General features: G+C 63.0%; 29 protein-coding genes. 12 read left to right on the forward strand and 17 right to left on the reverse strand.

Annotated features, from left to right (window positions below; genetic code table 11):
- Window positions 1-20: 20 nt before the first annotated feature.
- Complete coding sequence (locus tag HU737_RS24170; protein ID WP_186556539.1) at window positions 21-1,451, reverse strand: coniferyl aldehyde dehydrogenase; 1,431 nt, start codon at window positions 1,449-1,451, stop codon at window positions 21-23.
- 147 nt (window positions 1,452-1,598) lie between these two features.
- Between HU737_RS24170 and HU737_RS24175 the strand changes: the two genes are divergently transcribed.
- Both HU737_RS24175 and HU737_RS24180 read left to right on the forward strand, forming a co-directional pair.
- Entirely contained in the window at window positions 1,599-2,264 is a 666-nt protein-coding gene (locus tag HU737_RS24175; protein WP_186556540.1) for a TetR/AcrR family transcriptional regulator, read from the forward strand.
- Between the two features lie 35 nt (window positions 2,265-2,299).
- Window positions 2,300-3,154, forward strand: coding sequence for a sulfurtransferase (locus tag HU737_RS24180; RefSeq protein WP_186556541.1), 855 nt, complete (start codon window positions 2,300-2,302; stop codon window positions 3,152-3,154).
- A gap of 37 nt (window positions 3,155-3,191) precedes the next feature.
- On the opposite strand, the gene HU737_RS24185 is transcribed toward HU737_RS24180, so the two are convergent.
- The 4 genes from HU737_RS24185 to HU737_RS24200 all read right to left on the reverse strand — a co-directional run bounded on the left by HU737_RS24185 (window position 3,192) and on the right by HU737_RS24200 (window position 7,705).
- Window positions 3,192-4,184: a hydrolase gene (locus tag HU737_RS24185; protein ID WP_186556542.1), complete on the reverse strand. Its 993-nt coding sequence runs from the start codon at window positions 4,182-4,184 to the stop codon at window positions 3,192-3,194.
- A 74-nt stretch (window positions 4,185-4,258) separates the two neighbouring features.
- Window positions 4,259-4,861 carry a 16S rRNA (guanine(966)-N(2))-methyltransferase RsmD gene (gene rsmD, locus HU737_RS24190; RefSeq protein ID WP_186556543.1) on the reverse strand — a complete coding sequence of 201 codons (603 nt, stop codon included), beginning with the start codon at window positions 4,859-4,861 and terminating at the stop codon, window positions 4,259-4,261.
- Complete coding sequence (locus tag HU737_RS24195; RefSeq protein ID WP_186556544.1) at window positions 4,861-6,357, reverse strand: M16 family metallopeptidase; 1,497 nt, start codon at window positions 6,355-6,357, stop codon at window positions 4,861-4,863. Before HU737_RS24195 ends, rsmD begins: the two co-directional genes overlap by 1 nt.
- Window positions 6,350-7,705, reverse strand: coding sequence for a M16 family metallopeptidase (locus HU737_RS24200; protein ID WP_186556545.1), 1,356 nt, complete (start codon window positions 7,703-7,705; stop codon window positions 6,350-6,352). Before HU737_RS24200 ends, HU737_RS24195 begins: the two co-directional genes overlap by 8 nt.
- A gap of 232 nt (window positions 7,706-7,937) precedes the next feature.
- Between HU737_RS24200 and ftsY the strand changes: the two genes are divergently transcribed.
- The 4 genes from ftsY (at window position 7,938) to rpoH (ending at window position 12,166) form a co-directional block, all read left to right on the forward strand.
- Entirely contained in the window at window positions 7,938-9,509 is a 1,572-nt protein-coding gene (gene ftsY / locus HU737_RS24205; protein WP_186556546.1) for a signal recognition particle-docking protein FtsY, read from the forward strand.
- Window positions 9,506-10,177, forward strand: coding sequence for a cell division ATP-binding protein FtsE (ftsE, locus tag HU737_RS24210; RefSeq protein WP_186556547.1), 672 nt, complete (start codon window positions 9,506-9,508; stop codon window positions 10,175-10,177). Before ftsY ends, ftsE begins: the two co-directional genes overlap by 4 nt.
- Window positions 10,174-11,199: a permease-like cell division protein FtsX gene (gene ftsX, locus HU737_RS24215; protein ID WP_186556548.1), complete on the forward strand. Its 1,026-nt coding sequence runs from the start codon at window positions 10,174-10,176 to the stop codon at window positions 11,197-11,199. The genes ftsE and ftsX overlap by 4 nt, the downstream gene beginning before the upstream one ends.
- Before the next feature lie 112 nt (window positions 11,200-11,311).
- The gene (rpoH, locus tag HU737_RS24220) at window positions 11,312-12,166 is read left to right on the forward strand and encodes an RNA polymerase sigma factor RpoH (protein ID WP_186556549.1); all 855 of its coding nucleotides are present in this window, start codon (window positions 11,312-11,314) and stop codon (window positions 12,164-12,166) included.
- Window positions 12,167-12,321: 155 nt separating this feature from the next.
- Here the strand turns inward: rpoH and mtgA are convergent, their stop codons facing one another.
- Window positions 12,322-13,032, reverse strand: a complete 711-nt coding sequence (gene mtgA / locus HU737_RS24225; RefSeq protein ID WP_186556550.1) for a monofunctional biosynthetic peptidoglycan transglycosylase — start codon at window positions 13,030-13,032, stop codon at window positions 12,322-12,324.
- 64 nt (window positions 13,033-13,096) lie between these two features.
- Between mtgA and HU737_RS24230 the strand changes: the two genes are divergently transcribed.
- The 4 genes from HU737_RS24230 to trmB all read left to right on the forward strand — a co-directional run bounded on the left by HU737_RS24230 (window position 13,097) and on the right by trmB (window position 15,350).
- On the forward strand, window positions 13,097-13,468 hold the full coding sequence (locus HU737_RS24230; protein WP_186556551.1) for a DUF423 domain-containing protein: 372 nt from the start codon (window positions 13,097-13,099) through the stop codon (window positions 13,466-13,468).
- 102 nt (window positions 13,469-13,570) lie between these two features.
- Window positions 13,571-13,771: a sulfur carrier protein ThiS gene (thiS, locus tag HU737_RS24235; protein WP_099814494.1), complete on the forward strand. Its 201-nt coding sequence runs from the start codon at window positions 13,571-13,573 to the stop codon at window positions 13,769-13,771.
- Window positions 13,772-13,823: 52 nt separating this feature from the next.
- Window positions 13,824-14,618, forward strand: a complete 795-nt coding sequence (locus HU737_RS24240) for a thiazole synthase (RefSeq protein ID WP_186556552.1) — start codon at window positions 13,824-13,826, stop codon at window positions 14,616-14,618.
- Window positions 14,619-14,627: 9 nt separating this feature from the next.
- Window positions 14,628-15,350, forward strand: a complete 723-nt coding sequence (gene trmB, locus HU737_RS24245) for a tRNA (guanosine(46)-N7)-methyltransferase TrmB (RefSeq protein WP_186556553.1) — start codon at window positions 14,628-14,630, stop codon at window positions 15,348-15,350.
- Between the two features lie 262 nt (window positions 15,351-15,612).
- On the opposite strand, the gene HU737_RS24250 is transcribed toward trmB, so the two are convergent.
- The 9 genes from HU737_RS24250 to HU737_RS24290 all read right to left on the reverse strand — a co-directional run bounded on the left by HU737_RS24250 (window position 15,613) and on the right by HU737_RS24290 (window position 22,213).
- Window positions 15,613-15,939 carry a DUF3392 domain-containing protein gene (locus HU737_RS24250; protein ID WP_016393360.1) on the reverse strand — a complete coding sequence of 109 codons (327 nt, stop codon included), beginning with the start codon at window positions 15,937-15,939 and terminating at the stop codon, window positions 15,613-15,615.
- A 9-nt stretch (window positions 15,940-15,948) separates the two neighbouring features.
- The gene (hemW, locus tag HU737_RS24255; protein ID WP_225915641.1) at window positions 15,949-17,163 is read right to left on the reverse strand and encodes a radical SAM family heme chaperone HemW; all 1,215 of its coding nucleotides are present in this window, start codon (window positions 17,161-17,163) and stop codon (window positions 15,949-15,951) included.
- Entirely contained in the window at window positions 17,160-17,756 is a 597-nt protein-coding gene (gene rdgB, locus HU737_RS24260; RefSeq protein ID WP_186556554.1) for an RdgB/HAM1 family non-canonical purine NTP pyrophosphatase, read from the reverse strand. The genes hemW and rdgB overlap by 4 nt, the downstream gene beginning before the upstream one ends.
- Window positions 17,753-18,187 carry a DUF4426 domain-containing protein gene (locus tag HU737_RS24265; RefSeq protein WP_186556555.1) on the reverse strand — a complete coding sequence of 145 codons (435 nt, stop codon included), beginning with the start codon at window positions 18,185-18,187 and terminating at the stop codon, window positions 17,753-17,755. Before HU737_RS24265 ends, rdgB begins: the two co-directional genes overlap by 4 nt.
- A 26-nt stretch (window positions 18,188-18,213) precedes the next feature.
- Complete coding sequence (gene metW, locus HU737_RS24270) at window positions 18,214-18,834, reverse strand: methionine biosynthesis protein MetW (RefSeq protein WP_186556556.1); 621 nt, start codon at window positions 18,832-18,834, stop codon at window positions 18,214-18,216.
- Window positions 18,835-18,841: 7 nt separating this feature from the next.
- Window positions 18,842-19,981, reverse strand: a complete 1,140-nt coding sequence (gene metX, locus HU737_RS24275) for a homoserine O-succinyltransferase MetX (RefSeq protein WP_186556557.1) — start codon at window positions 19,979-19,981, stop codon at window positions 18,842-18,844.
- A gap of 87 nt (window positions 19,982-20,068) precedes the next feature.
- Window positions 20,069-20,659, reverse strand: coding sequence for a YggT family protein (locus tag HU737_RS24280; RefSeq protein WP_186556558.1), 591 nt, complete (start codon window positions 20,657-20,659; stop codon window positions 20,069-20,071).
- Between the two features lie 10 nt (window positions 20,660-20,669).
- Window positions 20,670-21,488: a pyrroline-5-carboxylate reductase gene (proC, locus tag HU737_RS24285; protein WP_186556559.1), complete on the reverse strand. Its 819-nt coding sequence runs from the start codon at window positions 21,486-21,488 to the stop codon at window positions 20,670-20,672.
- A 38-nt stretch (window positions 21,489-21,526) separates the two neighbouring features.
- The gene (locus HU737_RS24290; RefSeq protein WP_186556560.1) at window positions 21,527-22,213 is read right to left on the reverse strand and encodes a YggS family pyridoxal phosphate-dependent enzyme; all 687 of its coding nucleotides are present in this window, start codon (window positions 22,211-22,213) and stop codon (window positions 21,527-21,529) included.
- A gap of 65 nt (window positions 22,214-22,278) precedes the next feature.
- Here HU737_RS24290 and HU737_RS24295 point away from each other — a divergent pair, with 65 nt between their 5' ends.
- The gene (locus tag HU737_RS24295) at window positions 22,279-23,277 is read left to right on the forward strand and encodes a type IV pilus twitching motility protein PilT (RefSeq protein ID WP_186556561.1); all 999 of its coding nucleotides are present in this window, start codon (window positions 22,279-22,281) and stop codon (window positions 23,275-23,277) included.
- A gap of 94 nt (window positions 23,278-23,371) precedes the next feature.
- Here the strand turns inward: HU737_RS24295 and HU737_RS24300 are convergent, their stop codons facing one another.
- Window positions 23,372-24,001, reverse strand: coding sequence for a C40 family peptidase (locus tag HU737_RS24300; RefSeq protein ID WP_186556562.1), 630 nt, complete (start codon window positions 23,999-24,001; stop codon window positions 23,372-23,374).
- Between the two features lie 169 nt (window positions 24,002-24,170).
- Here HU737_RS24300 and HU737_RS24305 point away from each other — a divergent pair, with 169 nt between their 5' ends.
- The gene (locus tag HU737_RS24305) at window positions 24,171-24,590 is read left to right on the forward strand and encodes an NINE protein (RefSeq protein ID WP_186556563.1); all 420 of its coding nucleotides are present in this window, start codon (window positions 24,171-24,173) and stop codon (window positions 24,588-24,590) included.
- 42 nt (window positions 24,591-24,632) lie between these two features.
- Here the strand turns inward: HU737_RS24305 and HU737_RS24310 are convergent, their stop codons facing one another.
- Window positions 24,633-25,331, reverse strand: coding sequence for an SPOR domain-containing protein (locus tag HU737_RS24310; RefSeq protein WP_186556564.1), 699 nt, complete (start codon window positions 25,329-25,331; stop codon window positions 24,633-24,635).
- Window position 25,332 lies beyond the last annotated feature (1 nt).

A 25,332-nucleotide genomic window follows, 5' to 3' on the forward strand; every position in this document is an offset into this window, starting at 1 on the left:
GCGATCGGCCCAGTTCAGGCTTAGCGGATGAACAACTTGTAGACCAGGCGCTGCAACGCCCTGCCATACGGCGGATAGATCAATCGCGCCGCGTTGAGCCTTTGCTTGGCCAGCACGGCCTTGGCCTTGCTGAAGGTCAGAAAACCATCCTGGCCATGGTAGTGGCCCATGCCGGATGGGCCGATGCCGCCAAATGGCAGATCATCCTGGGCAACATGCAGCAGGGTGTCATTCAGGCACACTCCGCCGGAGTGGGTGTGATGCACCACGTAGTCCTGCTCGGCCCGGTTGTAGCCAAAATAGTAGAGCGCCAGTGGTCTGGGACGCTGGTTGATGTAGGCCAAGGCGTCCTCAAGACGGTCATAAGGCACTAGCGGCAGTAATGGGCCGAAAATTTCGTCCTGCATCACCTGCATGTCATCGTTCACATCGAACAGCAAATGCGGGGGCAGGCGCCGACCCTGGCGCGTTTCGTCGGGGTACAGGTCGAGCACCTGCGCGCCCTTGTCGCTGGCATCGGCCAGTAGCCGCTCAAGGCGCTGCAGCTGGCGCGGGTTGATGATCGCGCTGTAGTCGCGGTTGTCGGCAATGCTTGGGTACAGGCGCCGGACCGCACGTCGATAGGCCTCGGCGAATGCACCTAAGTGGTCGCGAGGCACCAGCACATAGTCGGGCGCGACACAGGTTTGCCCGGCGTTGAGGGTCTTGCCAAAGGCGATGCGCTCGGCGGCGCCGTCCAGCGCTGCGCTGGGCGAGACGATAGCGGGTGATTTACCGCCCAGCTCCAGGGTTACCGGCGTCAGGTTGTGCGCGGCGGCCAGCATCACCTGGCGGCCGATGCTGGTGGCACCGGTGAACAGCAGGTGATCGAAAGGCAGGCGGGCGAAGGCCTGGCCAACTTCCACCTCGCCGAGCACGACACTGACCAGATCAGCGGGAAATACCCGCTCCAGCAGCGCTTTGAGCGCCGCGGCACTGGCCGGCGTGGCTTCGCTGAGCTTGAGCATCACCCGGTTGCCGGCCGCCAGGGCGCAGGTCAGCGGGCCGATGGCGAGAAACAGCGGGTAGTTCCACGGGACGATAATCCCGACCACGCCCAACGGCTGGTACAGCACGCGCCCGGTCGCCGGCTGGAATGCCAGGCCTACCTTGCGCCGCGCGGGCTTCATCCAGCGCTGCAGGTGTTGCTCGGCATGGCGCAGGCCCTGCACCGACGGCAACAGCTCAGCAAGCAAGGTTTCATCGGCGCTGCGTCCATCGAAGTCGGCGTCAATCGCTTCGATCAGTGCATCTTGGTCCGCCAACAACGCTTCGCGCAGGCTTTTCAGCCATTGTCGGCGCTGGGCTGCGGGTGGCATCGGGTGGCTGGCGAACGCCTGTCGCTGGCTGGAGAACAACGCCTGCAGGTCGAGGTCCGAATGCACAGGGGGCAGGGAAAAAGACGAAGTCATGGGAGCTCCAAGAGGCTGCACAACCCCTAGAGCCTATACTCTAAAGCGGCGCTTGGCTGGAGTTTTTCCCCCTGCTGCAACGGTGCATCTTGGTCGCGATTAACCGTAAGATGCAGCTATCTACAAGCCTGCAGACTGGAGCTGAGCATGGCCCCGCGCATCAAGACCCGTGAGCGCATCGTGCAGAACAGCCTGGAGCTGTTCAACCAACAGGGCGAACGTAGCGTCAGCACCAATCACATTGCCGCGTACATGGAGATTTCTCCCGGCAACCTGTATTACCACTTCCCTAACAAGCAGGCGATTATCGCCGTGCTGTTCAGCCAGTACGAAGAGCTGGTCGACAGTTTCCTGCGACCGCCCCAGGGCCGCGCCGCGACGGTTGAGGACAAGCGCTTCTATCTCAAGGCCTTGCTGGCCGCGATGTGGAATTTTCGCTTTCTGCACCGTGATCTTGAGCACCTGCTTGAAAGCGACCTGGAGCTGGCTGCGCGCTATCGACGTTTTTCCCAACGCTGCCTGCAGCAGGGCCAAGCGATCTACCGTGGTTTCGTCGATGCCGGGATTCTGGCCATGGAGCCTGCGCAGATTGAGTCGCTGACCATCAACGCCTGGATTGTGCTGACCTCTTGGGTACGGTTTCTCAGTACCACTCGCGAACATACCGCGCACTTGGGTGAAGAAGCCTTCAAGCGCGGCGTCTATCAGGTGCTGGTACTGGAGCTCGGCTTCGTCACCGCTGACGCCCGCACTGCCGTGGATGCGCTGTGCCAGGAATTCCACATACCGTTCAACCAAGCCCTGGAGCAGTGAGCCAGGGCTTTCGTGCCATTGATCAGGAGATTGTCATGCCCCTTGCGCAATTGATCACCCCGCAACAACTGGCCGAGCAACTCGACTCGCCCAAACTGGTGATCCTCGATTGTCGTTTCGCCCTGGAAGACGTGGACTACGGCCAACGCAGCTATGCCGAGGGACATATCGCCGGGGCGCATTTTGCTGATCTGGAACGGGACTTGAGTGGCAAGGTGGTCAAGGGCGTGACCGGTCGTCATCCACTGCCCGAGCCGCAGCGCCTAGTCGAGCGCTTGCGCGAGTGGGGTGTGGATAACGACAGCCAGGTGGTGCTGTATGACGATGGTCCCGGCGCCTTTGCGGCCCGTGCCTGGTGGTTGCTGGCGTGGCTGGGTAAGCGCGACGGGGTATCGATTCTCGATGGCGGCCTCAAGGCCTGGCACGCGGCGCACCTACCGTTGAGTCTGGATCCTGCACCCAAGCGCGAAGGCACCTTCAGCGGCGAGCCAGACATGCACCTGTTGATCGATGCCGAACAGCTGGCCAAGACGCTGAAAAAACCAGAGTTGACCCTGATCGATGCCCGCGGTCTGCCGCGTTTTCGCGGTGAAGTCGAACCGATCGATCCGGTGGCTGGGCATATTCCGGGCGCTCAATGCGCTGCATTTACTGACAATCTGGGCGCAGATGGGCGCTTTTTACCTGCTGATCAGCTCAAGCAGCGCTTTGACGAGAAGCTGGCGGGACGTGCGCCCGAGCAGTTGGTGGCGTATTGCGGGTCAGGGGTGACAGCTTGTCACAACCTATTCGCCTTGGCATTGGCGGGGTATCCGCTAGGCAGGCTGTATGCGGGGTCGTGGAGCGAGTGGATCAATGATCCGCAACATGGGGTTGCGACAGGCGACTGAACCTGACTTCAAGTGGAGGCTGGCTAACGATTCGGGCTCAGCCTCCCTCTACCAGCCACTGCGGAATCCGTCGCTCCAGGTAATACCCCGGATTGCGCAGGCTGCCATCGACAAACCCGACATGCCCACCACGGCTGTGCAGCTCGAAGTGCGTCTGCGGCGCCAGCTCGTCCGCCGTGGGCAAGCTGTGGCTGAACACGAACGGGTCGTCGCTGGAGTGAATGATCAGGGTCGGCGTGCGATTTTCGCCCAGGTAATAGCGGCTCGATGAGCGCCGATAGTAATCGTGCGCATCGCTGAAGCCGTTGAGCGGCGCGGTCACCTTGCCATCGAAATCCCAGAACGTGCGCAAATTGCGCAGAGTGCCGAGGCGCTCCAGCGCCGCCACCCCTTCCTGGTGGCCGTTAGCGCGCAAATGCCGCTCCTTGTGCTGCACGTAGGCGAGCATTTCACGCATGAAGTGCGCCTGGTAGACCTTGGAAAAGCCCTGACCGATGCGGTCGGCACACTCGTCCAGACGAAACGGCACCGACACCGCTACCGCTGCCTGCAGTTGGCTGGCCGAGCCGCTTTCACCCAGATACTTGAGCAACACATTGCCGCCCAGTGAATAGCCAACTGCATACAGCGGCGCCAGTGGCCGCTGGGCACGCAGATGGCTGATGGCTTCGGCGAGGTCTTCGCTTGCGCCGGAGTGATAACTGCGGGCCAGCAGGTTCGGCTCGCCCGAGCAGCCACGCCAGTTCACCGCGACACTGGCCCAGCCACGCGCCAGCAAGGCTTGCTGCAAGCCTTTGACGTAGGGTGAGTTGGATGAGCCGGTCAGGCCGTGGAGCACCAGCACCAGCGGTGCGTCATGCTGATGCGGGCCGTGCCAGTCGAGGTCGAGGAAGTCGCCATCGGCCAGCCAGAGCCGCTCTCGGCTGCGCTGCAATTCGGGCATCTTGCGCCAGAGCGGCCCCCACAAGGTTTGCAGGTGGGGGTTGGAAATCCCGGTGGCCGGGCGGAACGTGGCGGTGAGGCTGGGCATGCTGGGCGACTCTTTGTGTGCCTGCCTAGAGTGCCATGGAACACCGCCACTGTACCTACGCTATTGGTCGGCAATCAGCCGCGTTGCCACAACGCGTAATGCACCTGGCCGGTTTTCTTCTCGCGGTGCAGGCGCCAGTTGGCTGGCATCTGCAGCGAGGATGGCGCGGCTTCGCTTTCTGTGTAGATCCAGGCGCGCTCACGTAGCCACTGATGCTGTTCGAGCAGGTTGCAGGTGTTGGCCAGCAGGTCCTGGTGAAACGGTGGGTCGAGGAACACCACGTCGAACTGCTTTTTCGCCTCGCCGTCCAGATAGCGCAGGGCATCGGTCTGCAAGATCTGCCCGCGTGGGCAGCGCAGCAGTTCCAGGTTGTCCTTGAGGTTGCTGATGGCTGCCGGGTTGCTGTCCAGTGCCACGGCATCTTCGGCGCCGCGAGACAACGCTTCAAGGACCAGGGCGCCACTGCCGGTGAAAGCGTCGAGCACCTGGGCGCCCTCGATGTAGGGGGCGAGCCAGTTGAACACGGTTTCGCGTACGCGATCAGGGGTTGGGCGCAGGCCTTGGCCCGCAGGCACCGCCAGGCGACGGCTACGCCACTCGCCAGCGATGATGCGCAGGTGGCCCTGGCCTTGGCTCGCGCCCTGGGCGGCGCGAGCGGGGGTGGATGGCTTGGCCATTAATGCTCCGGTACGCCAAGCGGCTGCTCGGCGGGTTTGTCAGTAGGCGGTGGCAGTGGTTTTTGCGGCACTTTCGGGCCAACCGTGACGATCACCAGTTTGTCCGCCGCCAGGTGTTTGTTCATGGCTGCCTTGACCTGCTCGACGGTCAGGCTCTGCGACTGCTGCATGAAGTCTTCGAGCCAGGTCAGCGGCAGGTTGTAGAAGCCGATCGCGCCCAGCTGGCCGACGATACTGGCGTTGCTGGCATTGGACAGCGGGAAGCTGCCGGCCAGTTCGCGCTTGGCGTCGTCCAGCTCTTGCTGGGTGGGGCCATTGCTGAGGTAGTCGGCGAGGATATCCTGCACCAGCTTGAGGGTGCCTTCGCTCAGTTCGGCGCGGGTTTGCAAGTTGATCATGAACGGGCCGCGCACCTGCATCGGGCTGAACACCGAGTAGACGCCGTACGTCAGGCCGCGTTTTTCCCGCACTTCGCTCATCAGCCGGGTGCCAAAAGCACCGCCACCGAGGATCTGGTTGCCCAGCGACAGCGCAGCCCAGTCTGGATCCTGGCGGTCGATACCCAGCTCGGCGAGCATCAGGTGGGTCTGCTTGGACGGGAAGTCGATATGGGTGACGCCGGCCTTGGGCTCGCTCGGCTCGGCTGGTTTGGCCAGGGCGGCACCTTTAGGCAGCGCGGCGGAGACTTGAGCGGCGATGGCTTCGGCTTCGCTACGGCTCAGGTCGCCGACCAAGGCGATCACCGCATTGCCTGCGGCATAGGCCTTGGCATGGAAGTCGCGCAGCTGTTGCTGAGTGATCCCAGGGATGCTCTGGGCGGTGCCGTCGCTCGGGTGCGCGTAAGGGTGGCTGCCATACAGGTTGGCGAACAGCGCCTTGCCAGCGATCTTGCCTGGGTTCTGCTTTTCGTACTCGAAACCGGCCAACAGCTGGTTCTGGATACGCTTGAGGGCGTCGGTAGGGAAGGTCGGCTTACCGGCGACTTCAGCGAACAGTTTCAGTGCCGGTTCACGTTTGTCCGGGGCGCTGAGGCTGCGCAGGGTAGCGACCGCCATGTCCCGGTAGGAGCCGTTGCCAAAGTCCGCGCCCAGGCCTTCGAAGCCTTCGGCGATGGCGGTCACGTCCTTGCCGGCGACCCCTTCGTTGAGCATGGCGTTGGTCAAGGTGGCCAGGCCAGGGACGTCGCCATCCTGGCTGCTACCGGCGGCGAAGGTCACGCGCAGGTCGAACATCGGCAACTCACGGGCCTCGACGAACAGCACCCGCGCGCCTTCGGCGGTGGTCCAGTTCTGGATGTTCAGCTCGCGTCGGCTGGGCGTCTTGCCGTCCAGCTCGGCCAGCGATTGCAGGGTATTGGTCGGGCGGGCGGCAGCGCTGTCGGCCTTGCCCGCGTTGTCCGATTGGGCAGGGCGGGCCAACAGCAAGGCTGCGGCCACTACCAGCGCGATGATGCCCAGGCCGATCAGGGTATAGCGTGGGGCGCTGCGATCACTCATGAGCGGACTCCTCGGGCAGTACATGGGCAACGCTCAGGCGTTCGCGGGTGAAATAGGTGCGGGCGGCGTCCTGGATGTCCTGCGGGGTCACGCGCTTGAGCTCATCCAGTTCGCTGTCGATCAGCTTCCAGGACAGGCCCACGGTTTCCAGCTGGCCAATGGTGGTGGCCTGGCTGCTGATGGAATCGCGGTCATACACCAGCCCGGCGATGACCTGGGCGCGCACGCGCTCGAGCTCTTCGGCGGTCGGCGGGGTGGTCTTGAGCTCGTCGAGCAGCTGCCAGATGCCTTTTTCCACATCCGCCAGGGTTTTCTGCTTTTGCACGTTTGGCGTGGCCGAGATCAGGAACAGGCTGTCGCCGCGGGTGAAGGCGTCGTAACCGGAGGATGCGCCGGCCACCAGTTCCTGGCCGCGCTCCAGGCGCGCGGGCATGCGTGCGCTGTAGCCGCCGTCGAGCAGCGCCGAGATCAGGCGCAGGGCGTGCACGCTACGTGGGTCCTTGGCAGTGGCCAGGCCCGGCACGTTGAAGCCGTAGATCAGGTTCGGCAGCTGGGTGCGCACATGCAGGGTGAGTTGGCGCAGGCCAGGCTCGGCCAATTCCAGCGGCAGCTTGGAAGGCGGCACCGTGCGCTTGGGAATGGCACCGAAGTACTTTTGCGCCAGGCCCTTGACCTCATCGACGGTGACATCGCCGACCACCACCAGGGTGGCGTTGTTCGGCGCGTACCAGGACTCGTACCAGTGGCGCAGCTCCTCGACCTTCATGCGGTCCAGGTCGGCCATCCAGCCGATGGTTGGGGTGTGGTAGCCGCTGGCCGGGTAGGCCATGGCGCTGAACAGCTCGAACGCCTTGGCATTGGGCTGGTCGTCTGTGCGCAGGCGGCGCTCTTCCTTGATGACCTCGATCTCGCGGCTGAATTCGTCGGCCGGAAGACGCAGGCTGGCCAGGCGGTCGGCCTCAAGCTCCAGGGCGACCGGCAGCCGATCTCGGGCCAGAACCTGGTAATAAGCGGTGTAGTCGTCGCTGGTGAAGGCGTTTTCTTCCGCGCCCAGATCACGCAGGATGCGCGAGGCTTCACCAGGGCCAAGCTTGGCGCTGCCTTTGAACATCATGTGTTCGAGGGCATGCGACAGACCGGTCTGGCCCGGGGTCTCGTAGCTGGAACCGACCTTGTACCAGATCTGCGAGACCACCACTGGCGCGCGATGGTCTTCGCGCACGACCACTTTCAGGCCGTTGTCGAGGATGAACTCGTGGGTCGGTTGCGGATCGGCGGCGAGGGCTGCCAGCGGCAGGCAGAGCGTGCTGAGCAACAGGCCAGCGGCACGGCGGGCTAGAGCATTCATACGTTGATTAACCTGTACGGCGGCCCGCTTCGGTTTAGCGTCGGCGGGCCAGGAGGTGCTAGGATACTGATCCGGTTGCCTGGCGACCATGCCTGTCGCCGTTCTGGCCCGCAGGACCTACGACAAAACGTTGCGCATGAACCAGCCGGATTCAAGATAGTCTGTTCTGCGTGATAGAGAATTCCAGATGCGCCGCTAATGGCCCATCGCTACCCTGAGATAGCCGTCTTCCATGTTTGGTTCCAACGACGACAAAAAAGCGCCGGCCGAGGCTGGCGAGAAGAAAGGCCTGTTCGGCTGGTTCCGCAAGAAACCGCAGCAACCTGTCGCCGAACAGCCGCAAACGCCTGAGCCTGAGGCTGCCGAGCCGATTGTGCCCGTTGAGCAGCCTGCTCCGGACGCGCAGGTGACGCAGCCCGAGCCTGCCCCTGTGCAGAGCTCGCCAGCGGCAGAAATCGAGCAGCCACCACAGAACCCTGTGGCCGCGACCGTGACGCCGACTGCCGAGCCGGCTCACACCCCTGTCAGCTCGCTGGTTTTGCCGGTGGCCGAAGAGCCTGTGGCGCTGGTTCCTGACCTTGAGCCTATGGAGCCCCCGGCGATCCCGCTGCGCCCGGCTGTCGAACCTGTGGCCCCGGTGGTGCAGGCGCCCGAGCCCGCTGCGCTGCAGCCTGAAGCTGTCGCCGTGGCTCCGGTCATCGAGCCGCAGCCTGTCGAGCCTGTTGTTGCTACTGCTGCCGTAGCTGAGCCAGAGCCGGTTGTCGTGGCGCCAGTGCTCCAAGCGCAGCCAACGCCCGCTGTGGAAGCCGCGCCGATCGTCGCCGAGCCTGAACCTGAGCAGGCCCCAGCGGGGGTTGCCAATGAGCAGTCCAAGCTCGGCTTCTTCGCTCGCCTCAAACAAGGCCTGTCGAAGACCAGTGCCAGCATCGGCGAAGGCATGGCCAGCCTGTTCCTGGGCAAGAAAGTCATCGACGACGACCTGCTCGACGAGATCGAGACCCGCCTGCTGACCGCTGACGTTGGGGTTGAGGCCACCTCGACCATCGTCCAGAACCTGACCCAGAAGGTTGCCCGTAAACAGCTGGCTGACGCTGACGCGTTGTACAAGTCGCTGCAGGAAGAACTGGCCGCGTTGCTGCGCCCGGTCGAGCAGCCGCTGAAGGTCGAAGCGCAAAACAAGCCCTATGTGATCCTCGTGGTCGGCGTGAACGGCGCCGGCAAGACCACTACCATCGGCAAGCTGGCCAAGAAGCTGCAGCTCGATGGCAAGAAAGTCATGCTGGCCGCCGGTGACACCTTCCGCGCCGCGGCTGTCGAGCAGTTGCAGGTCTGGGGTGAGCGTAACCAGATTCCGGTCATCGCCCAGCACACCGGTGCCGATTCGGCCTCGGTGATCTTCGACGCCGTGCAGGCCGCCAAGGCCCGTGGCGCGGATGTACTGATCGCTGATACCGCCGGTCGTCTGCATACCAAAGACAACCTGATGGAAGAGCTGAAGAAGGTCCGCCGGGTCATTGCCAAGCTTGATGCCGACGCGCCGCACGAAGTGCTGCTGGTGCTCGATGCCGGTACCGGCCAGAACGCTATCAGCCAGGCCAAGTACTTCAACCAGAGTGTCGAGCTCACCGGCCTGGCCCTGACCAAGCTGGACGGCACCGCCAAGGGCGGGGTGATCTTCGCCCTGGCCAAGCAGTTCAAGCTGCCGATTCGCTTCATTGGCGTCGGTGAAGGCATCGACGATCTGCGCACCTTCGAGGCCGAGCCTTTCGTCAAAGCCCTGTTTGCCGAGCGGGAGCATTCATGATTCGATTCGAACAGGTTGCCAAGCGCTACCCTAATGGCCACGTCGGCCTGCATGAACTGAGTTTCCGCGCGCGCCGGGGCGAGTTCCTGTTCGTCACCGGCCACTCTGGCGCCGGTAAGAGCACCTTGCTGCGCCTGCTGCTGGCCATGGAGCGTCCGACCAGCGGCAAGCTGCTGCTGGCAGGGCAAGACCTTGGACAGATCAGCAATTCGCAGATCCCGTTCCTGCGTCGGCAGATCGGCGTGGTGTTCCAGAACCACCAATTGCTGTTCGATCGCACGGTATTCAACAACATCGCCCTGCCGCTGCAGATTCTCGGCTTGTCCAAGGCCGAGATCGCCAAGCGTGTGGATTCGGCGCTCGAGCGCGTGTCGTTGAGTGACAAAGGCGAGCTGTTCCCGGCAGACTTGTCCACTGGCCAGCAGCAGCGGGTCGGTATTGCTCGCGCCATCGTCCATCAGCCAGCTTTGCTGCTGGCTGACGAACCGACCGGTAACCTCGATCCACGCCTGGCGGCGGAGATCATGGGCGTGTTCGAGGACATCAATCGCCTGGGCACCACGGTATTGATCGCCAGTCACGACCTGGCCCTGATCGCGCGCATGCGTCACCGCATGCTGACCCTGCAACGCGGCCGTCTGATCGGCGATGGGGAGGCCGGGCAATGAGCACCACACGTACACCAAAGGTTTCCGAGCGCGTCGCGCCCAAGCCTGCTGATCCGCAGCCGAGCAAGAAGCGCGGCGGCCACGATGACGACGGCCCGGATTTTCGCACCCTGTTCAATGCCTGGCTGGAAAGCCACCGGGCGAGCATGGCCGACAGCCTGCGCCGACTGGGCAAGCAGCCTATCGGTAGTTTCTTCACCTGCCTGGTGATGGCTGTGGCCTTGAGCATGCCGATGGGCCTGTCGCTGCTGCTGAAGAATGTCGAGCAACTGGGCGGTTCCTGGCAGCGTGCTGCACAGATTTCGCTGTACCTGAAGCTTGATGCCGGTAGCCGCGAAGGTGAGGCGCTGCGCGATGAAATCAAGGGCATGCCCGGGGTGGCCGATGCCCAATACGTCAGCCGCGAGCAGGCCTTGGAAGAGTTCCAGCAACAGTCCGGCCTGGGCGAAGCACTGCGTGAGTTGCCGGACAACCCGTTGCCGGGTGTCGTCGTGGTGACCCCGACCGAAGTCGACAAGCCCGCTTTGGAAGCCCTGCGTCAGCGCCTCTCGGAGCTGCCACAGGTTGAAGTGGCGCAGCTCGACCTGGTCTGGGTCGAGCGTCTGGCGGCGATTCTCAAGCTGGGCGACCGGTTCGTCTTCGGCCTGGCTGTGATGCTGATTTCTGCCTTGCTGTTAGTAATCGGTAACACAATTCGTCTACATATTGAAAACCGCCGTGTCGAGATCGAAGTGATCAAGCTGGTAGGCGGCACGGACAGCTACGTGCGCCGGCCTTTCCTGTACATGGGGGCGCTGTATGGACTGGGTGCCGGGCTGTTGGCCTGGGGCATCCTGGCGTTCGGGCTGGACTGGCTCAACGACGCGGTAGTCGGCCTTTCTGGCCTGTATGGTAGTGATTTCGCACTTGGCGGAGTGCCAGCGTCCGATGGTCTGTCGCTCTTGATTGGTGCAGTGTTGTTAGGGTATATCGGTGCATGGATTGCGGTGGCCCGCCACTTGAATGAGCTGGCCCCACGATAATGTTTTTGCGCCAGCATTGACTTTCTTACCGTTCTGGGAACTTGTTTCGCGGTTCCCGGTCAATGTTGGCAGTGCCCACAAGGCACGAGTCCAGTGAGTCGGAGGTTCTTGAATGACCACTTCGTTGCAACCTGCATATGCTTTGGTTCCCGGGGCAAACCTGGAAGCCTATGTGCACACGGTCAACAGCATTCCCCTGCTGACGCCCGAGCAGGAGCGTGAACTGGCCGAGCGTCTCTTTTACGAGCAGGATCTTGAGGCCGCTCGGCAAATGGTAATGGCCCACCTGCGTTTCGTCGTGCATATCGCGCGCAGCTATGCCGGCTACGGGCTGGCCCAGGCCGACCTGATTCAGGAAGGCAACGTTGGCCTGATGAAGGCGGTAAAACGCTTCAACCCGGAAATGGGCGTGCGTCTGGTGTCCTTCGCGGTGCACTGGATCAAGGCCGAGATCCACGAATTCATCCTGCGCAACTGGCGCATCGTCAAGGTGGCTACCACCAAGGCCCAGCGCAAGCTGTTCTTCAACCTGCGCAGCCAGAAGAAACGCCTGGCCTGGCTGAACAACGACGAAGTGCATCGGGTTGCCGAGAGCCTCGGCGTCGAGCCACGTGAAGTCCGCGAGATGGAAAGCCGCCTGAGCGGTCAGGACATGGCTTTCGATCCGGCCGCAGAGGCTGATGACGACAGCGCCTTCCAGTCGCCTGCGCATTACCTGGAAGACCACCGCTACGACCCGGCCATGCAGCTTGAGGATGCCGACTGGAGCGACAACTCCACCAGCAACCTGCACGAGGCCTTGAGTGGCCTGGACGAGCGTAGTCGGGACATCCTCTATCAGCGCTGGCTGGCCGAAGAAAAGGCCACGCTGCATGAGCTGGCAGAGAAGTACAGCGTGTCGGCTGAGCGTATTCGTCAGCTGGAGAAGAACGCGATGAACAAGGTCAAGGCGCTGATTGCCATCTGATTGGTTGCCAGGCTGTTAAAAAACCGCCTGTCCCTTACGGGGCAGGCGGTTTTTTTTTGGGGCAGTGCTAGTGCTATCGCGGGGCAAGCCCGCTCCCACGAGAGACTGAACGTGCCGGACAGATCGTGGGAGCGGGCTTGCCCCGCGATAGAGCCTCAAGGCCCCCGTGAAGCCTCCAGCTGCATCAGATAGCTGGTGCCGCCCAACTGGCTCATCTGCCGCCGAATCCACCCCGCCCGGCTCGCGACATAGGCGCTGGGCCGGCCAGCATTCCACTTGAGTGGGCTCGGCAGCACCGCCGCCAATTGCGCAGCCTGTTGGCGAGTAAGGCGGCTGGCATCCACGCCAAAGTGATAACGCGCCGCCGCTTGGGCGCCAAACACCCCTGGCCCCCATTCGACGCTGTTCAGATACACCTCAAGGATCCGCTCCTTCGACCAGAACAGCTCGATCAATGCGGTAAACCAGGCCTCCAGCCCTTTGCGCAACCAGCTGCGCCCCGACCACAGGAACAGGTTCTTGGCCACCTGCTGAGTCAAGGTACTGGCCCCGCGAATGTTGCCACCGCGCTCGTTATGCGCCAGTGCGGCCTGGATCGCTGGAATGTCAAAGCCCCAGTGATTGGCGAATTTCTGGTCTTCGCCGGCAATCACCGCCACTTTCAGGTCATCGGAAATGCGCTCCCACGGCTCCCAGTCGCGCTGCAGGTCAATCGGCTCGCCACTGAACCAGGACTGCACCTTGCGCTCGACCATCAGCGCCGTGCCCGGTGGCGGTATCCAGCGCAGCACCAGAACCAGCACGATACTGCCAGCAGCAAACCAGAGCAGGGCGCGGACGACGCGGCGGAAAAAAGATGACAGCATGGCGATGGCTTGGCCGGACCGATGGAAGGGGCCATTATACAGACCCCTTCCGAGGAGTCGTCCCATGCTTCGCAGCTTCCTGATGCTCGCCGCGTTTTTCGGATTCACCGGTGTCGCCCTGGGTGCGTTCGCTGCCCACGGTCTGAAAAACCGCCTCAGCGCCGAGTACCTGGCCATCTTTCATACCGGTGTGACCTATCAACTGGTGCATACCTTGGCGATCTTTGCTGTTGCGCTGCTCGCCGCGCACCTGCCGGGGCGCCTGGTGGGCTGGGCCGGCGGTCTGTTCGCGCTGGGGATCGTGCTGTTCTCCGGTAGCCTGTACCTGTTGACCCTGAGCGGCTTGGGCAAGCTGGGCATCATTACCCCGATCGGTGGCCTGTGCTTGCTCGCGGGCTGGCTGTGCCTGGGCCTGGCAGCCTGGCGTCTGGGCTGACCGACTGGTCCACAATCGCGACTAATGGTGCCCGCCACCCTTGGGTTCAACGGTGGATCGGGGCTAGAATGCGGGCCCCAAAGAACAATGGTGGCCGTGCGCATGCGCATTCAACTGAACGGTGAACCCTACGAATTGCCCGCTGGCGAGAGCGTTGCCGCCTTGCTCGCTCGGCTGGAGCTGACCGGTCGCCGGGTGGCGGTGGAGCTCAACCTGGATATCGTGCCGCGCAGCCAGCACGACAGCACCCAGCTCAGCGAGGGTGACCAGGTCGAAGTGGTCCATGCCATTGGTGGCGGCTAAGCCTGCCCCGGCAATTCACTGAACGCCCCGCAACCTTTCCAGAGGAACACAGATGAGCAACGTTCGTAGCGACAAGCCCTTCACCCTGGCCGGGCGCACTTTCCAGTCGCGCCTGCTGGTCGGCACCGGCAAGTACCGTGACATGGAAGAAACCCGCCTGGCCATCGAGGCCTCGGGTGCCGAGATCGTCACCGTTGCTGTGCGCCGCACCAACCTTGGCCAGAATCCGGGCGAGCCGAACCTGCTCGACGTGCTGCCGCCAGATCGCTACACCATCCTGCCGAACACCGCAGGCTGCTACGACGCGGTCGAAGCCGTGCGTACCTGCCGCCTGGCCCGCGAGCTGCTCGATGGCCACAACCTGGTCAAGCTCGAAGTACTGGCCGACCAGAAGACCTTGTTCCCTAACGTCATCGAAACCCTCAAGGCCGCCGAAGTGCTGGTCAAGGACGGTTTCGACGTGATGGTCTACACCAGCGACGATCCGATCATTGCCCGTCAATTGGCCGAGATCGGCTGCATCGCGGTCATGCCGCTGGCAGGCCTGATCGGTACCGGCCTGGGCATCTGCAATCCGTACAACCTGCAGATCATCCTCGAAGAATCCAAGGTGCCGGTATTGGTCGACGCAGGCGTGGGTACCGCCTCTGACGCCACCATTGCCATGGAAATGGGCTGTGAGGCTGTGCTGATGAACTCCGCCATTGCCCACGCTCAGCAGCCGGTGTTGATGGCTGAAGCCATGAAGCATGCAATCGTAGCTGGTCGTCTGGCGTATCTCGCCGGGCGCATGCCGAAGAAACTCTATGCCAGCGCCTCGTCGCCGCTGGATGGTCTGATCAAGTAAGAGCCCCTGATGACTGAATCGCAAGAAACGCCGATCACCGCTGACGGCGAAGAGCGCCCACACCGCCGCATCAAGAGTTTCGTGATGCGCGCCGGGCGCATGACCGAAGGCCAGCAACGTGGTCTGGACCAGGGCGGCCCCCTGTTCATCCTGCCCCTGGCTGACAGCCCAGTGGACTACGACCAAGTGTTCGGCCGCTCGGCGCCGCGCACCCTGGAGATCGGCTTTGGCATGGGCCATTCGCTGCTGGAGATGGCTGCTGCCGCGCCTGAGCAGGACTTCATCGGTGTCGAAGTCCACCGTCCAGGTGTCGGCGCGCTGCTCAATGGCGTGCTGACCCAGGGTCTGAAGAACCTGCGTGTGTACGACTGCGACGCGATCGAAGTGCTTAACCGCTGTGTGGCCGACAACAGCCTGGATCGGTTGATGCTGTTCTTCCCCGACCCATGGCACAAGGCGCGCCACCACAAGCGCCGGATCGTCCAGCTGGAGTTCGCTGAGCTGGTGCGACGCAAGCTCAAGCCGGGCGGTGTATTCCATATGGCTACCGACTGGGAGCCGTATGCCGAGTACATGCTGGAAGTGATGAGCGCCGCGCCGGGCTACCGCAACCAGGCGGCAGATGGTGCTTATGTGCCGCGCCCGCAAGAACGCCCGATCACCAAGTTCGAACGCCGCGGCGAGCGACTTGGGCATGGGGTGTGGGACTTGAAGTTCGAGAAGCTGAGCTGATCGCTGGGCTGCAAGCCGGTCTTTGGATGGCAGAACCTGCTGTAGTGCAGGTAAAAAAACCGCCCTGCGAGGGGCGGTTTTTTTTTGATCCGGCCTCAGCAGAATCAATGCCAGCTAACTGATTGAGTTGGCTCTTGTGGGAGCGGGCTTGCCCGCGAACGAGGGCAAAGCCCTCGCCTTACATCAATGGGTATGTACCGGCCTCTTCGCGGGCAAGCCCGCTCCTACAGGGGTTGGCGTTGGCCTATCCCGCGCGCTGGCTTCATCCCCGCCGATCAGCCACCACGCCAATCAACACCAGCACCACCAAGAGCACCGGCGCCAGCGCATAGTTGTTGAACTGGCTCAGCCCCTTCACCACCCACGGCGTCGCATAGATCAGCGCCGCGCCGCTGCCGATCATTACCAGCAGTGCCATGAACGGCACGCGCAGCGCACCAGCCAGGCCGCCTAGACGCTGTTCTACCCATGCCTTGATATCAGTGCCGAACAGCACTAGCAGGCAGCCTACCAGTGCCAGGGAAATCTCCGACAAATTGCTGCGGCTCCAGCGCGATACGGTCGCAAGCAGGTCAAGTACCAGGTCCATGGGTCATCCTTAGGTCAAGAAATACTGCAGCAGGTCATTGAGGAACAGCTGGCCGCGTGGGGTCGCGGCCAGTCGATCCGGTTCGACCTGCAAAAGGCCCTTTTGTTCGGCCTCGCGACGGGCTTGGGCAAGCTGCTCCAACGGCAGGCCGGTACGGCGGCTGAACAGCTCGGCTTCCACTCCGTGGGTCAGGCGCAGGGCGTTCATCAGGAACTCGAACGGCAGCTCATCGACTGGCAGCAGCTTCTCGCCAGCTTTGTACGGCTTGGCCGGGTTCAGGTAGTCCTTGGGCAGGCGGGTCTTCCAGGTGCGCAGGATGCGCCCATCGGCGAACGACAGCTTGCCGTGGGCACCCGCGCCAATGCCGATGAAGTCGCCAAAGCGCCAGTAATTGAGGTTGTGCCGCGCTGCCCGGTCTGGCTGGGCGTAGGCGGAGACTTCGTATTGAGCGAAGCCGTGCTGGGCGAGCAGCGCCTGGCCGGCTTCCTGGATATCCCAGAGGATATCGTCTTCGGGCAGCTCCGGTGGCTGGTTCCAGAACACCGTGTTCGGCTCCACGGTCAGCTGGTACCAGGACAAGTGCGTGGGGCCGAGGTCGATGGCCTGTTGCAGGTCGCCCAGGGCGTCGTCCAGCGACTGCTCAGGCAGGCCGTGCATGAGGTCCATGTTGAAGTTGTCGAAGCCCGCTGCACGGGCCATGTCGGCTGCTCGAATTGCTTCGTCGCCATTATGGATGCGGCCCAGCTTCTGAAGCTTGGCTGGCTGGAAGCTCTGCACGCCAATCGACAGCCGATTGATACCGGTCTGCCGGTAGGCCTTGAACTTGTCCTGCTCGAAGGTCCCGGGGTTGGCTTCCAGGGTGATCTCGATATCCGCAGCGAACGGGATACGTTGCTCCACCCCGCGCAGCAGGCGCCCCAGCGCATCGGCGCTGAACAGGCTCGGCGTGCCGCCACCAAAGAAGATCGAACTGATCGCTCGGCCCTGAACGGCAGTCAGCTCTTGATCGAGATCGGCCAGCAGCGCGTCGACGTATTCAGCCTCTGGCAGCTGTGGGCCGGCCTGGTGCGAGTTGAAGTCGCAGTAAGGGCACTTGCGCACGCACCAGGGGATATGGATGTACAGCGACAGCGGCGGCAGTTCCGGCAGCGCCAGGCGTGGCACGTGCAGACTGGCCCCAACCGCTCCGGGGTGGAGCAGCTGGATGGACGGCTTTTCGGTCATGCCAGTCCCAAACGCTGACGCAGCAGGACCATGGCGCGGGCGCGATGGCTGAGCTGGTTCTTTTCGACAGGGCTCAACTCGGCGCTGGAGCACTCGCGCTCCGGAACCCAGAACAGCGGGTCATAGCCAAAGCCGTGTTCGCCGCTGGCGGCATGCAGGATGCTGCCGTGCCACAGGCCTTCGCAGAGGATAGGCAGCGGGTCGTCGGCATGCCTAACCAAGGCCAGGACGCAGACGAACTGCGCGCCGCGCTGATCGTCCGGGACATCCTTGAGGGCGTCGAGCAGCTTGGCGTTATTCGCCGCGTCGCCCTTGCCGTCAGCGTAGCGAGCCGAGTAGATCCCGGGTGCGCCGCCAAGGTAGTCCACCGCCAGCCCCGAGTCATCGGCCAGCGCCGGCAAGCCGGAAATACGCGCAGCGTTACGGGCCTTGAGGATGGCGTTCTCGACGAACGAGAGGCCGGTCTCTTCCGGCTCGACCTGGCTGAATTCACCGATCGAGCGCAGCTGCACGGACGCGCCGAGCATGGCCTGGAGCTCCTTGAGCTTGCCAGCGTTATGGCTGGCCAATACGAGTTGCTGGAAATTCATCATTCGCCTGGGAACACTTCCTGGTTGAAGCTGAGTTTATGACTGACGCCGCCAGTCTCGATGTTCAAGTCGAAGGTCAGGGTTTCTGCCTGGTCGATCTTGAACTGCGCGATGTAGTACACCGCGCCCTGGTCGGCGATCTGCTTGAACGACAGCGGGCTGCTGCGTCCGGTCAGGTCTTTGACGGTGCCGCTGACCACCGCCATGCCCGGCTTGCCGGCCTTGAGCACGGCAATGTTCAGTACGCCCTGATTCTTGCTGCGGGTCAGGCCGGTGGCGGCGGCGATCTCTGGCTGCAGCATGCTCGAGGTAAAGGCGCTGTAGTGCACCGTGACGTCGCCGAAGTCCTGCTTGCGCTCAGGCTTGGCAGCATCGGCAGCCAGTACTGGCAGGGCCAGGCACAGGCTGATCAGGAAAAGAGCTAGACGACGCATGGTGCCATTCCTCCGGGGTGGGCAGATCAGACCGCGACCTGATGTTCCGTCAGGCCCGGGCTGCTGAGGCGATAGATGCCGATCTCACCTAGAAGATTAGGCCATACCCGCCCGCCCAACCCATTACGGTGCAAACGGTCGACCGCCAAACGGTCGAGGACCTTGGCCCGGTGCTCGTGGCACAGGTTCTCGAAGTCGGCGAAGGTACAGAAGTGAATGTTCGGCGTGTTGTACCAGGTATACGGCATGAAGTCCGAGACCGGCATGCGGCCTTTGGTCGCCAGGTACCAACGGCAGCGCCAGTGGCCGAAGTTGGGGAAGGTGATGATGCACTCGCGGCCCACTCGCAGCATCTCCGAGAGAATCCGGTCGGGATACTCGACGGCCTGCAGCGCTTGGGTCATGACCACTACGTCGAAGCTGTTGCTGGCGAAGTTGCCCAGGCCTTTGTCCAGGTCCTGCTCGATGACGTTGACGCCCTTGGCCACGCAGGCGGCGATGTTGTCGGCGTCGATTTCCAGGCCGTAGCCGGTAACGCCTTTACGGTCGCGCAACGAAGCCAGCAGCTCGCCGTTGCCGCAGCCAAGGTCAAGTACCCGGCTGCCGGCGGGGATCCAGTCGTGGATGATTTCCAGGTCGGCTCTCATGCTGTCCTCAGATGGCGATGCGGTTCATGTAGTTCGAGAATCCCTGCATGTAGCGAGGCGTGGGGATCAGGAAGGCATCGTGCCCGTAGGGGGAGTCGATTTCCAGGTAACAGACGTTCTTGCGCGCCGCCATCAGGGCATCGACGATCTCCCGCGAGCGGGCCGGCGAGAACCGCCAGTCGGTGGTGAACGACATGATGCAGTAGTCGGCGCTAACGTGGGCCAGGGTCGCGGCAAGATCGCCAGCGTGCGCTGCGGCCGGGTCGAAGTAGTCCAGGGCCTTGGTCATCAGCAGGTAGGTGTTGGCGTCGAAGCGCCCGGAGAACTCCTCACCTTGATAGCGCAGGTAGCTCTCGACTTGGAATTCCACGCTGTGGAAGTCGTAGTTGAGTTTGTCGCTCTTGAGCTCACGACCGAATTTCTCACCCATCGAGTCGTCCGACAGGTAGGTGATGTGGCCAACCATGCGCGCCAGCATCAGGCCGCGCTTGGGGATCACGCCCTGGTCCTGGAACGAGCCGCCGTGAAACTCCGGGTCGGTGAGGATCGCCTGGCGCGCCACCTCGTTGAAGGCGATGTTCTGTGCCGACAGTTTCGGCGCCGAGGCGATGTCGACGCAGTGACGCACTCGATCCGGGTAGGTGATGGTCCATTGCAGCGCCTGCATGCCACCCAGGCTGCCGCCGACCACCGCAGCCCACTGGCCGATGCCCAGGCGGTCGGCCAGGCGCACCTGGCTGTGCACCCAGTCTTCCACGGTCAGCACCGGGAAGTCGGCGCCATAGGGCTTGCCGGTGGCCGGGTTGACGCTGCTCGGACCGGTGCTGCCATTGCAGCCGCCGAGGTTGTTCAGGCTGACCACGAAGAAGCGATTGGTATCGATCGGCTTGCCGGGGCCAATGCAGCTGTCCCACCAGCCGGGCTTGCGGTCGGTGTCGGCATGGTAGCCCGCGGCATGGTGATGGCCGGACAGCGCATGGCAGATCAGCACAGCGTTGCTGGCCGTGCTGTTGAGCGTGCCATAGGTTTCATAGACCAGCTCGTAGCTGGCCAGCGATCGGCCACAGGCCAGGGCCAGCGGTTCATCGAACCGGGCGATCTGCGGTGTTACCAGACCGACGGAATCTTCGGGAAGGACAGTGGACATCGACCCTGCTCACGCTTGACGGAGGCGTAAGTCTAAAGAGCACTCCCCTTAGCGGCAAGCAAAGGCTTGCCGCTAGGGGGATGTGGGTCAAATCATCCGCCACAGCTCTTGCGGCATGCCGGCATAGGCAGCCAGCGGCGGCATGACGAACGACTGGATCACCTGGATCGCCAGGAAGGCGAAGATCGGCGAAATGTCCATGCCGCCCAAGTTCGGCACCAGGCGGCGGAACGGCGCCAGCACCGGCTCGCTGATCTGGTAGGCAAGCTCGGCAGCAGGGTTGTGGCTGTTAGGCGCGACCCAGGAAACGATCACCATGACGATCATCGCCACCCAGAAGATCTTCAGGAACAGCGAGGTGATGCCAATGATCGCCCACAGCAGCAGGTGCAGGACATCGCCGAAAGTGCCGTAGCTGACCATCAGCACGAAGGCCATCAGCAACGCCTGGATCAGGATCGCCAGCAACAGCGACGAGGTGTCCAGGCCGGCAATGCTCGGGATGATCCGGCGGATCGGCTTGAGCAGTGGCTGGGTGGCGCGCACCGCGAACTGGCTCAGCGGGTTGTAGAAATCGGCCTTGACCAGCTGCAGGACGAAGCGCAGCAGGACGATCACCAGGTACAGGCTGACCAGGGTTTGCACCACGAAGATCGCGGCGCCGGACAGTGCATTCATCAACAGCTCCTTATTTGCCCAATTGTTCGGCCAACTCGGCGGAACGGGTAGCCGCAGCCTGCAGCGCCTGTTCCACGATGGCCTCGAAAGCGTTGCCTTGGAAGGACTTGATTGCCGCCTCGGTGGTGCCAGCTGGCGAGGTCACCCGGCGGCGCAGTTCGGCAGCGTCGACATCACTGGCCACGGCCATGTGTGCGGCGCCCAACGCGGTTTGCAGGGTCAGCTGGGAGGCCGTCTCACGTGGCAGGCCGAGTTTCTCGCCAGCAGCGGTCATGGCCTCGATCAGCAGGAAGAAATAGGCCGGGCCACTGCCGGAAACAGCCGTGACGGCGTCCAGTTGCTGCTCCTGGTCCAGCCACAAGGCAGTGCCCACGGCCGAGAGTAGCTCCTGGGCCTGCTGGCGTTGCGTAGGCGACACCTGGGCGGTCGCGTACAGGCCGCTGACGCCCTGGCGCAGCAGCGCCGGCGTATTAGGCATGCAGCGCACCACCGGGCGGGCGCCCAGCCAATCTTGCAGGCTGGCGCAGGTAATGCCGGCGGCAATGGAAACGATCAGCTGGCCTTCGTGCAGGCTCGGCTGCAGGGCCTGGCAGACGCTCTTCATGACCTGTGGCTTGACCGCCAGGACGATCACGTCAGCGCCAGCGACAGCCTGGGCGTTGTCTTCGAATACCTCGATGCCGTGCTCGGCGTGGACGCGGCTGCGGGTCTCTGCGCCCGGGTCGCTGGCGCGGATCTGCGTGGCATCCAGGCCCTGCGCACGCAGGCCACCGATCAGGCTGGCGGCCATGTTGCCGGCGCCGATAAAGGCAATACGTGTGTTGCTCATGTCAGGTCCTTGAGGGAAAGAGTGAGTAAAGCATGGTTTCAGGCGCGCCCGTAATCACGCGCGCCAAACAGGGCGGTGCCGATGCGTACCCAGGTCGCACCCTGGGCGATCGCCGCTTCCAGGTCGTGGCTCATGCCCATCGAAAGGGTGTCCAGGCCGAGCGTGAGTTGCTCTTGCAACTCACGCAGGCGAGCGAAGGCAGCTTCTTGGGCGGCGCGGTCATCAGTCGGTTCGGGGATCGCCATCAGTCCGCGCAGGCGCAGGCCGGGCAGGGCCGCAACGGCAGCGGCCAGCGCCGGCAGGTCGGCCGGTGCGCAGCCAGACTTGCTGTCCTCGCCGCTGACGTTGACTTGCAGGCAGATGTTCAGCGCTGGCAGCTCGGCAGGGCGTTGCTCTGACAGGCGTTGGGCAATCTTCAGGCGATCCACGGAATGTACCCAGTCGAAATGTTCGGCAATTGCACGGGTCTTGTTCGACTGGATGGGGCCGATGAAGTGCCAGGTCAAGGGCAGGTCGGTTAATTCTTGCTGCTTGGCCAGGGCTTCTTGCAGGTAGTTTTCGCCGACGTCGCGCACGCCGGCAGCGTAGGCCTCGCGTACGGCGGCGGCGGGTTTGGTCTTGCTCACGGCCAGCAACTGGATGCTGGCTGGATCGCGCCCGCAGGCTTGCGCTGCCTGGCTGATGCGTGCGGCGAGCGCGCAAAGGTTGTCTGCTATGGTGGACATGGATCTATGCCGACGGCTCAGGGGTCTGCGGCATTCTACCTGCTTGAAGGCCTTTGGGGAGTCTCATGGACGTGACTGACCTGTTGGCCCACGCCGCAGCTGCAAGGGCATCCGACTTGCACCTGGCCGTGGGCGAGAAACCGATGCTGCGCCTGGATGGGCAATTGCAGCGTATACAGCTACCGCCGTTGCAGGCCTGCCAGCTGGAGGAGGGCCTGGCCCCTTGGCTGGAGCAGGAGCAGCGGCGCCAATGGCTGGCGGGCGATGAGCTCGACCTGGCCTTGAGCCTGCCCCAACTGGGTCGCCTGCGCGTGAATCTGTTTCGCCAGCGCAATGGCTTGGCAGCCAGTTTCCGGCTGATCCCCAGTGGCGTGCCGACGCTGGATGAACTGGGCTTGGCTGATGTGTTTCAACCTATTGCGCACTGCACGGACGGGCTGGTGCTGGTGGGTGGCCCAACTGGCAGTGGCAAGTCGAGCACCCTCGCCGCGCTGATCGATTGGCTCAATCGCGAGCGCTCGCTGCACATCATCACCCTTGAAGATCCCGTCGAAGTTATCCACAGCGGCCAGCGCAGCCTGCTCACCCAGCGTGAGATTGGCCGCGATAGTCGCGACTTTGCCCAGGCGCTGCGCAGTGCCCTGCGCCAGGACCCTGATGTGATCATGATCGGCGAGCTGCGTGATCTTGAGTCCATCCGCCTGGCGTTGCGGGCTGCGGAGACGGGGCATTTGGTGCTGGCCACCGTGCATACGCGTTCTGCGGTCAACAGCATCGACCGGCTGGTAGAGGTGTTCGCTGCCGAGGAAAAGCCGCTGGTGCGGGCCATGCTCGCCGAGTCGCTGCGCATGGTGGTGGCGCAGGTGCTGGTCAAGCGCGTTGGTGGCGGGCGGGTGGCGGCCAGGGAGGTGCTAGTGGCCACTGCTGCGGTGCGTAACCTGATTCGCGAGGGGCGGATGGCGCAGCTGTATTCAGTGATGCAGGCGGGTGGGGCGGCGGGGATGCAGACGATGGAGGCGGCGTTGCAGTGTTTGCGTGCGCAGGGTGTCATCGAGTCGCTCTGATTTGAGCAGCGACCTTATCGCGGGGCAAGCCCGCTCCCACGCGTGAGGTCGAGTTGCGTGGGAGCGGGCTTGCCCCGCGATAAGGTGGAAATGATCAGCGTTTGGCCAGGCTCAGCTGCTGGTCTTTAGGCAGCACTCGCTTGGCCACTACATAGTGCTTCTGCCAATACGGCTTGCTCAGTTGATCGATGCTCACTCGCTTGCCACGGCGCGGTGCGTGGATGAAGCGGTCGTTGCCCAGGTAGATGGCAACGTGATTGACCCGGCGGCTCTTGATGTTGAAGAAGATCAGGTCGCCAGGCTTGAGATCGCTGCGTGCCACCTTGACCCCGTGGCCTTGGGCCATGGCATTGGAGGTGCGCGGCAGGTCGACGTCAGCCACGTCGTTGAAGGCATATTTGACCAGCCCGCTGCAGTCGAAGCCTTTACTTGGGCTGCTGCCGCCCCAACGATAGGGGGTACCGAGGACATTGACGGCGCGGCTGAGTACATCGCTGCTTTGCTTGGCCGACATGGCGACGGCAGGCAAGCCGTCACGAGCCTTGGCGGCATTGCTTGGGCGAGCACGCAGGGTGTTGGCATGTTTGACCGGAGCGCGCTTCACGGTGGCGTTGGTGGTATAGCCAGTGAAGCCGTTGGGAAGACGTTGCTCACGGTTGGTGGCGTGGGCGGCCAGGGGCAATAATAGGCAGAGGGTCAGCCATGTCTTGAACAAAGGCGGCATAGTTGAAGCTCTTGATATGTTTGAATTAGGTATTGGCGCGCAACTTTATAACAGCTTTTTGCTCAAAAAATGATCCGTTGGTCGACTGGCAGGGTGCCACACGTCGACTTCACACGAAAAAGTCACATTTTTTCTTGGAAAATTTTTGGCTAAGCCACGAGGGCTAAGAATGAACAGTTATCAACAAGGGGGGCCGTTTCACGACACCCACAGCAAGGTCCTCGGCTATTTGCTGTGGATTTTCGGCTTCACCGGCTCGCACCGGTTCTACTACGGCAAGCCGATTACCGGGACCATCTGGTTCTTCACCTTGGGGCTGCTCGGAATTGGCTGGCTGATTGACCTGTTCCTGATCCCGTCGATGGATCGTGAGGCCGATATGCGCTTCCAGGGCGGGCGGGTGGACTACAACCTGGCCTGGATCCTGTTGACCTTCCTCGGCATCTTCGGCGCGCACCGGCTGTACCAGGGCAAGTGGATCAGCGCGATCATCTACTTCTTCACCGGTGGGTTGTTCCTGCTGGGTGTGCTCTACGACTTCTGGACGCTGAACCGGCAGGTTTCCGAAGTCAACGCTGGTAGAGCTTAAGAAAAAAGGCCTTGTCGCACGGGAGCGGCAAGGCCTTTTTCATTACTGGCGGGTCTGTCGCTGTTGCAAGAGCAGGTTGCTGAACCCTGCGCCGGCCAACTGCTTCTGCGCCACGGTCAGCTGTTCGCGGTTGCTGAACGGGCCGACCAAAACCCGGTACCACGTCTCTTCCTTGACCGTTCCCGACTCCACCTTCACCGCCTGGCCGAGCAGAATGATCTGTGCGCGGACCTTGTCGGCATCGGCCTGCTTGCGGAACGAGCCGGCCTGGAGGAAGAACAGGGTGGTCGCTGCCGGCTTGATCACCGGTGGTGGCGGTGGTGGGGTTTGCCCCAGCAGCGCAGCCTGGGCGCGAGCGGTATCGATCTTGGCCGCTTCCGCCGGCGTCACGGGGGTGACCGGTTGGGCAGGCACGGGCGGCGTTTTCTCCGGCACCGCTTCAGGCGGCACGATCACTTCCGACTCTGGCAGCAGGGTATAGAAGTCGTACTTCGGCTTGACCGGCTGCTGTGGCGTCGGGGCGGTGTTTTTCGCCGTTTCGGCGACTTTGGCCGGCTTCTGCTGTTCAGGCTTGGCGCGCTTGATGTCATCGCCGCCGGGCTCAAGCTTCATCAGGAAGACGATGAACGCGCCCACGGTGAGGCCGACCGCCAGCCAAACCCAGCCTGGGATCGGCTGTTTGGCCGGCGCCTGTTGGCGGCTGGCGCCGCGCTTGGGTGCGGGTTTTTTCTTGGCAGCCAAC

This window comes from Pseudomonas urmiensis, assembly GCF_014268815.2.
Lineage (GTDB): Bacteria > Pseudomonadota > Gammaproteobacteria > Pseudomonadales > Pseudomonadaceae > Aquipseudomonas > Aquipseudomonas urmiensis.

Bases quoted from the DNA above. Each gene is read 5' to 3' on its own strand.
- HU737_RS24170 (WP_186556539.1), bottom strand. From the start codon at position 1,451: ATGACTTCGTCTTTTTCCCTGCCCCCTGTGCATTCGGACCTCGACCTG.
- HU737_RS24175 (WP_186556540.1), top strand. From the start codon at position 1,599: ATGGCCCCGCGCATCAAGACCCGTGAGCGCATCGTGCAGAACAGCCTG.
- HU737_RS24180 (WP_186556541.1), top strand. From the start codon at position 2,300: ATGCCCCTTGCGCAATTGATCACCCCGCAACAACTGGCCGAGCAACTC.
- HU737_RS24185 (WP_186556542.1), bottom strand. From the start codon at position 4,184: ATGCCCAGCCTCACCGCCACGTTCCGCCCGGCCACCGGGATTTCCAAC.
- rsmD (WP_186556543.1), bottom strand. From the start codon at position 4,861: ATGGCCAAGCCATCCACCCCCGCTCGCGCCGCCCAGGGCGCGAGCCAA.
- HU737_RS24195 (WP_186556544.1), bottom strand. From the start codon at position 6,357: ATGAGTGATCGCAGCGCCCCACGCTATACCCTGATCGGCCTGGGCATC.
- HU737_RS24200 (WP_186556545.1), bottom strand. From the start codon at position 7,705: ATGAATGCTCTAGCCCGCCGTGCCGCTGGCCTGTTGCTCAGCACGCTC.
- ftsY (WP_186556546.1), top strand. From the start codon at position 7,938: ATGTTTGGTTCCAACGACGACAAAAAAGCGCCGGCCGAGGCTGGCGAG.
- ftsE (WP_186556547.1), top strand. From the start codon at position 9,506: ATGATTCGATTCGAACAGGTTGCCAAGCGCTACCCTAATGGCCACGTC.
- ftsX (WP_186556548.1), top strand. From the start codon at position 10,174: ATGAGCACCACACGTACACCAAAGGTTTCCGAGCGCGTCGCGCCCAAG.
- rpoH (WP_186556549.1), top strand. From the start codon at position 11,312: ATGACCACTTCGTTGCAACCTGCATATGCTTTGGTTCCCGGGGCAAAC.
- mtgA (WP_186556550.1), bottom strand. From the start codon at position 13,032: ATGCTGTCATCTTTTTTCCGCCGCGTCGTCCGCGCCCTGCTCTGGTTT.
- HU737_RS24230 (WP_186556551.1), top strand. From the start codon at position 13,097: ATGCTTCGCAGCTTCCTGATGCTCGCCGCGTTTTTCGGATTCACCGGT.
- thiS (WP_099814494.1), top strand. From the start codon at position 13,571: ATGCGCATTCAACTGAACGGTGAACCCTACGAATTGCCCGCTGGCGAG.
- HU737_RS24240 (WP_186556552.1), top strand. From the start codon at position 13,824: ATGAGCAACGTTCGTAGCGACAAGCCCTTCACCCTGGCCGGGCGCACT.
- trmB (WP_186556553.1), top strand. From the start codon at position 14,628: ATGACTGAATCGCAAGAAACGCCGATCACCGCTGACGGCGAAGAGCGC.
- HU737_RS24250 (WP_016393360.1), bottom strand. From the start codon at position 15,939: ATGGACCTGGTACTTGACCTGCTTGCGACCGTATCGCGCTGGAGCCGC.
- hemW (WP_225915641.1), bottom strand. From the start codon at position 17,163: ATGACCGAAAAGCCGTCCATCCAGCTGCTCCACCCCGGAGCGGTTGGG.
- rdgB (WP_186556554.1), bottom strand. From the start codon at position 17,756: ATGATGAATTTCCAGCAACTCGTATTGGCCAGCCATAACGCTGGCAAG.
- HU737_RS24265 (WP_186556555.1), bottom strand. From the start codon at position 18,187: ATGCGTCGTCTAGCTCTTTTCCTGATCAGCCTGTGCCTGGCCCTGCCA.
- metW (WP_186556556.1), bottom strand. From the start codon at position 18,834: ATGAGAGCCGACCTGGAAATCATCCACGACTGGATCCCCGCCGGCAGC.
- metX (WP_186556557.1), bottom strand. From the start codon at position 19,981: ATGTCCACTGTCCTTCCCGAAGATTCCGTCGGTCTGGTAACACCGCAG.
- HU737_RS24280 (WP_186556558.1), bottom strand. From the start codon at position 20,659: ATGAATGCACTGTCCGGCGCCGCGATCTTCGTGGTGCAAACCCTGGTC.
- proC (WP_186556559.1), bottom strand. From the start codon at position 21,488: ATGAGCAACACACGTATTGCCTTTATCGGCGCCGGCAACATGGCCGCC.
- HU737_RS24290 (WP_186556560.1), bottom strand. From the start codon at position 22,213: ATGTCCACCATAGCAGACAACCTTTGCGCGCTCGCCGCACGCATCAGC.
- HU737_RS24295 (WP_186556561.1), top strand. From the start codon at position 22,279: ATGGACGTGACTGACCTGTTGGCCCACGCCGCAGCTGCAAGGGCATCC.
- HU737_RS24300 (WP_186556562.1), bottom strand. From the start codon at position 24,001: ATGCCGCCTTTGTTCAAGACATGGCTGACCCTCTGCCTATTATTGCCC.
- HU737_RS24305 (WP_186556563.1), top strand. From the start codon at position 24,171: ATGAACAGTTATCAACAAGGGGGGCCGTTTCACGACACCCACAGCAAG.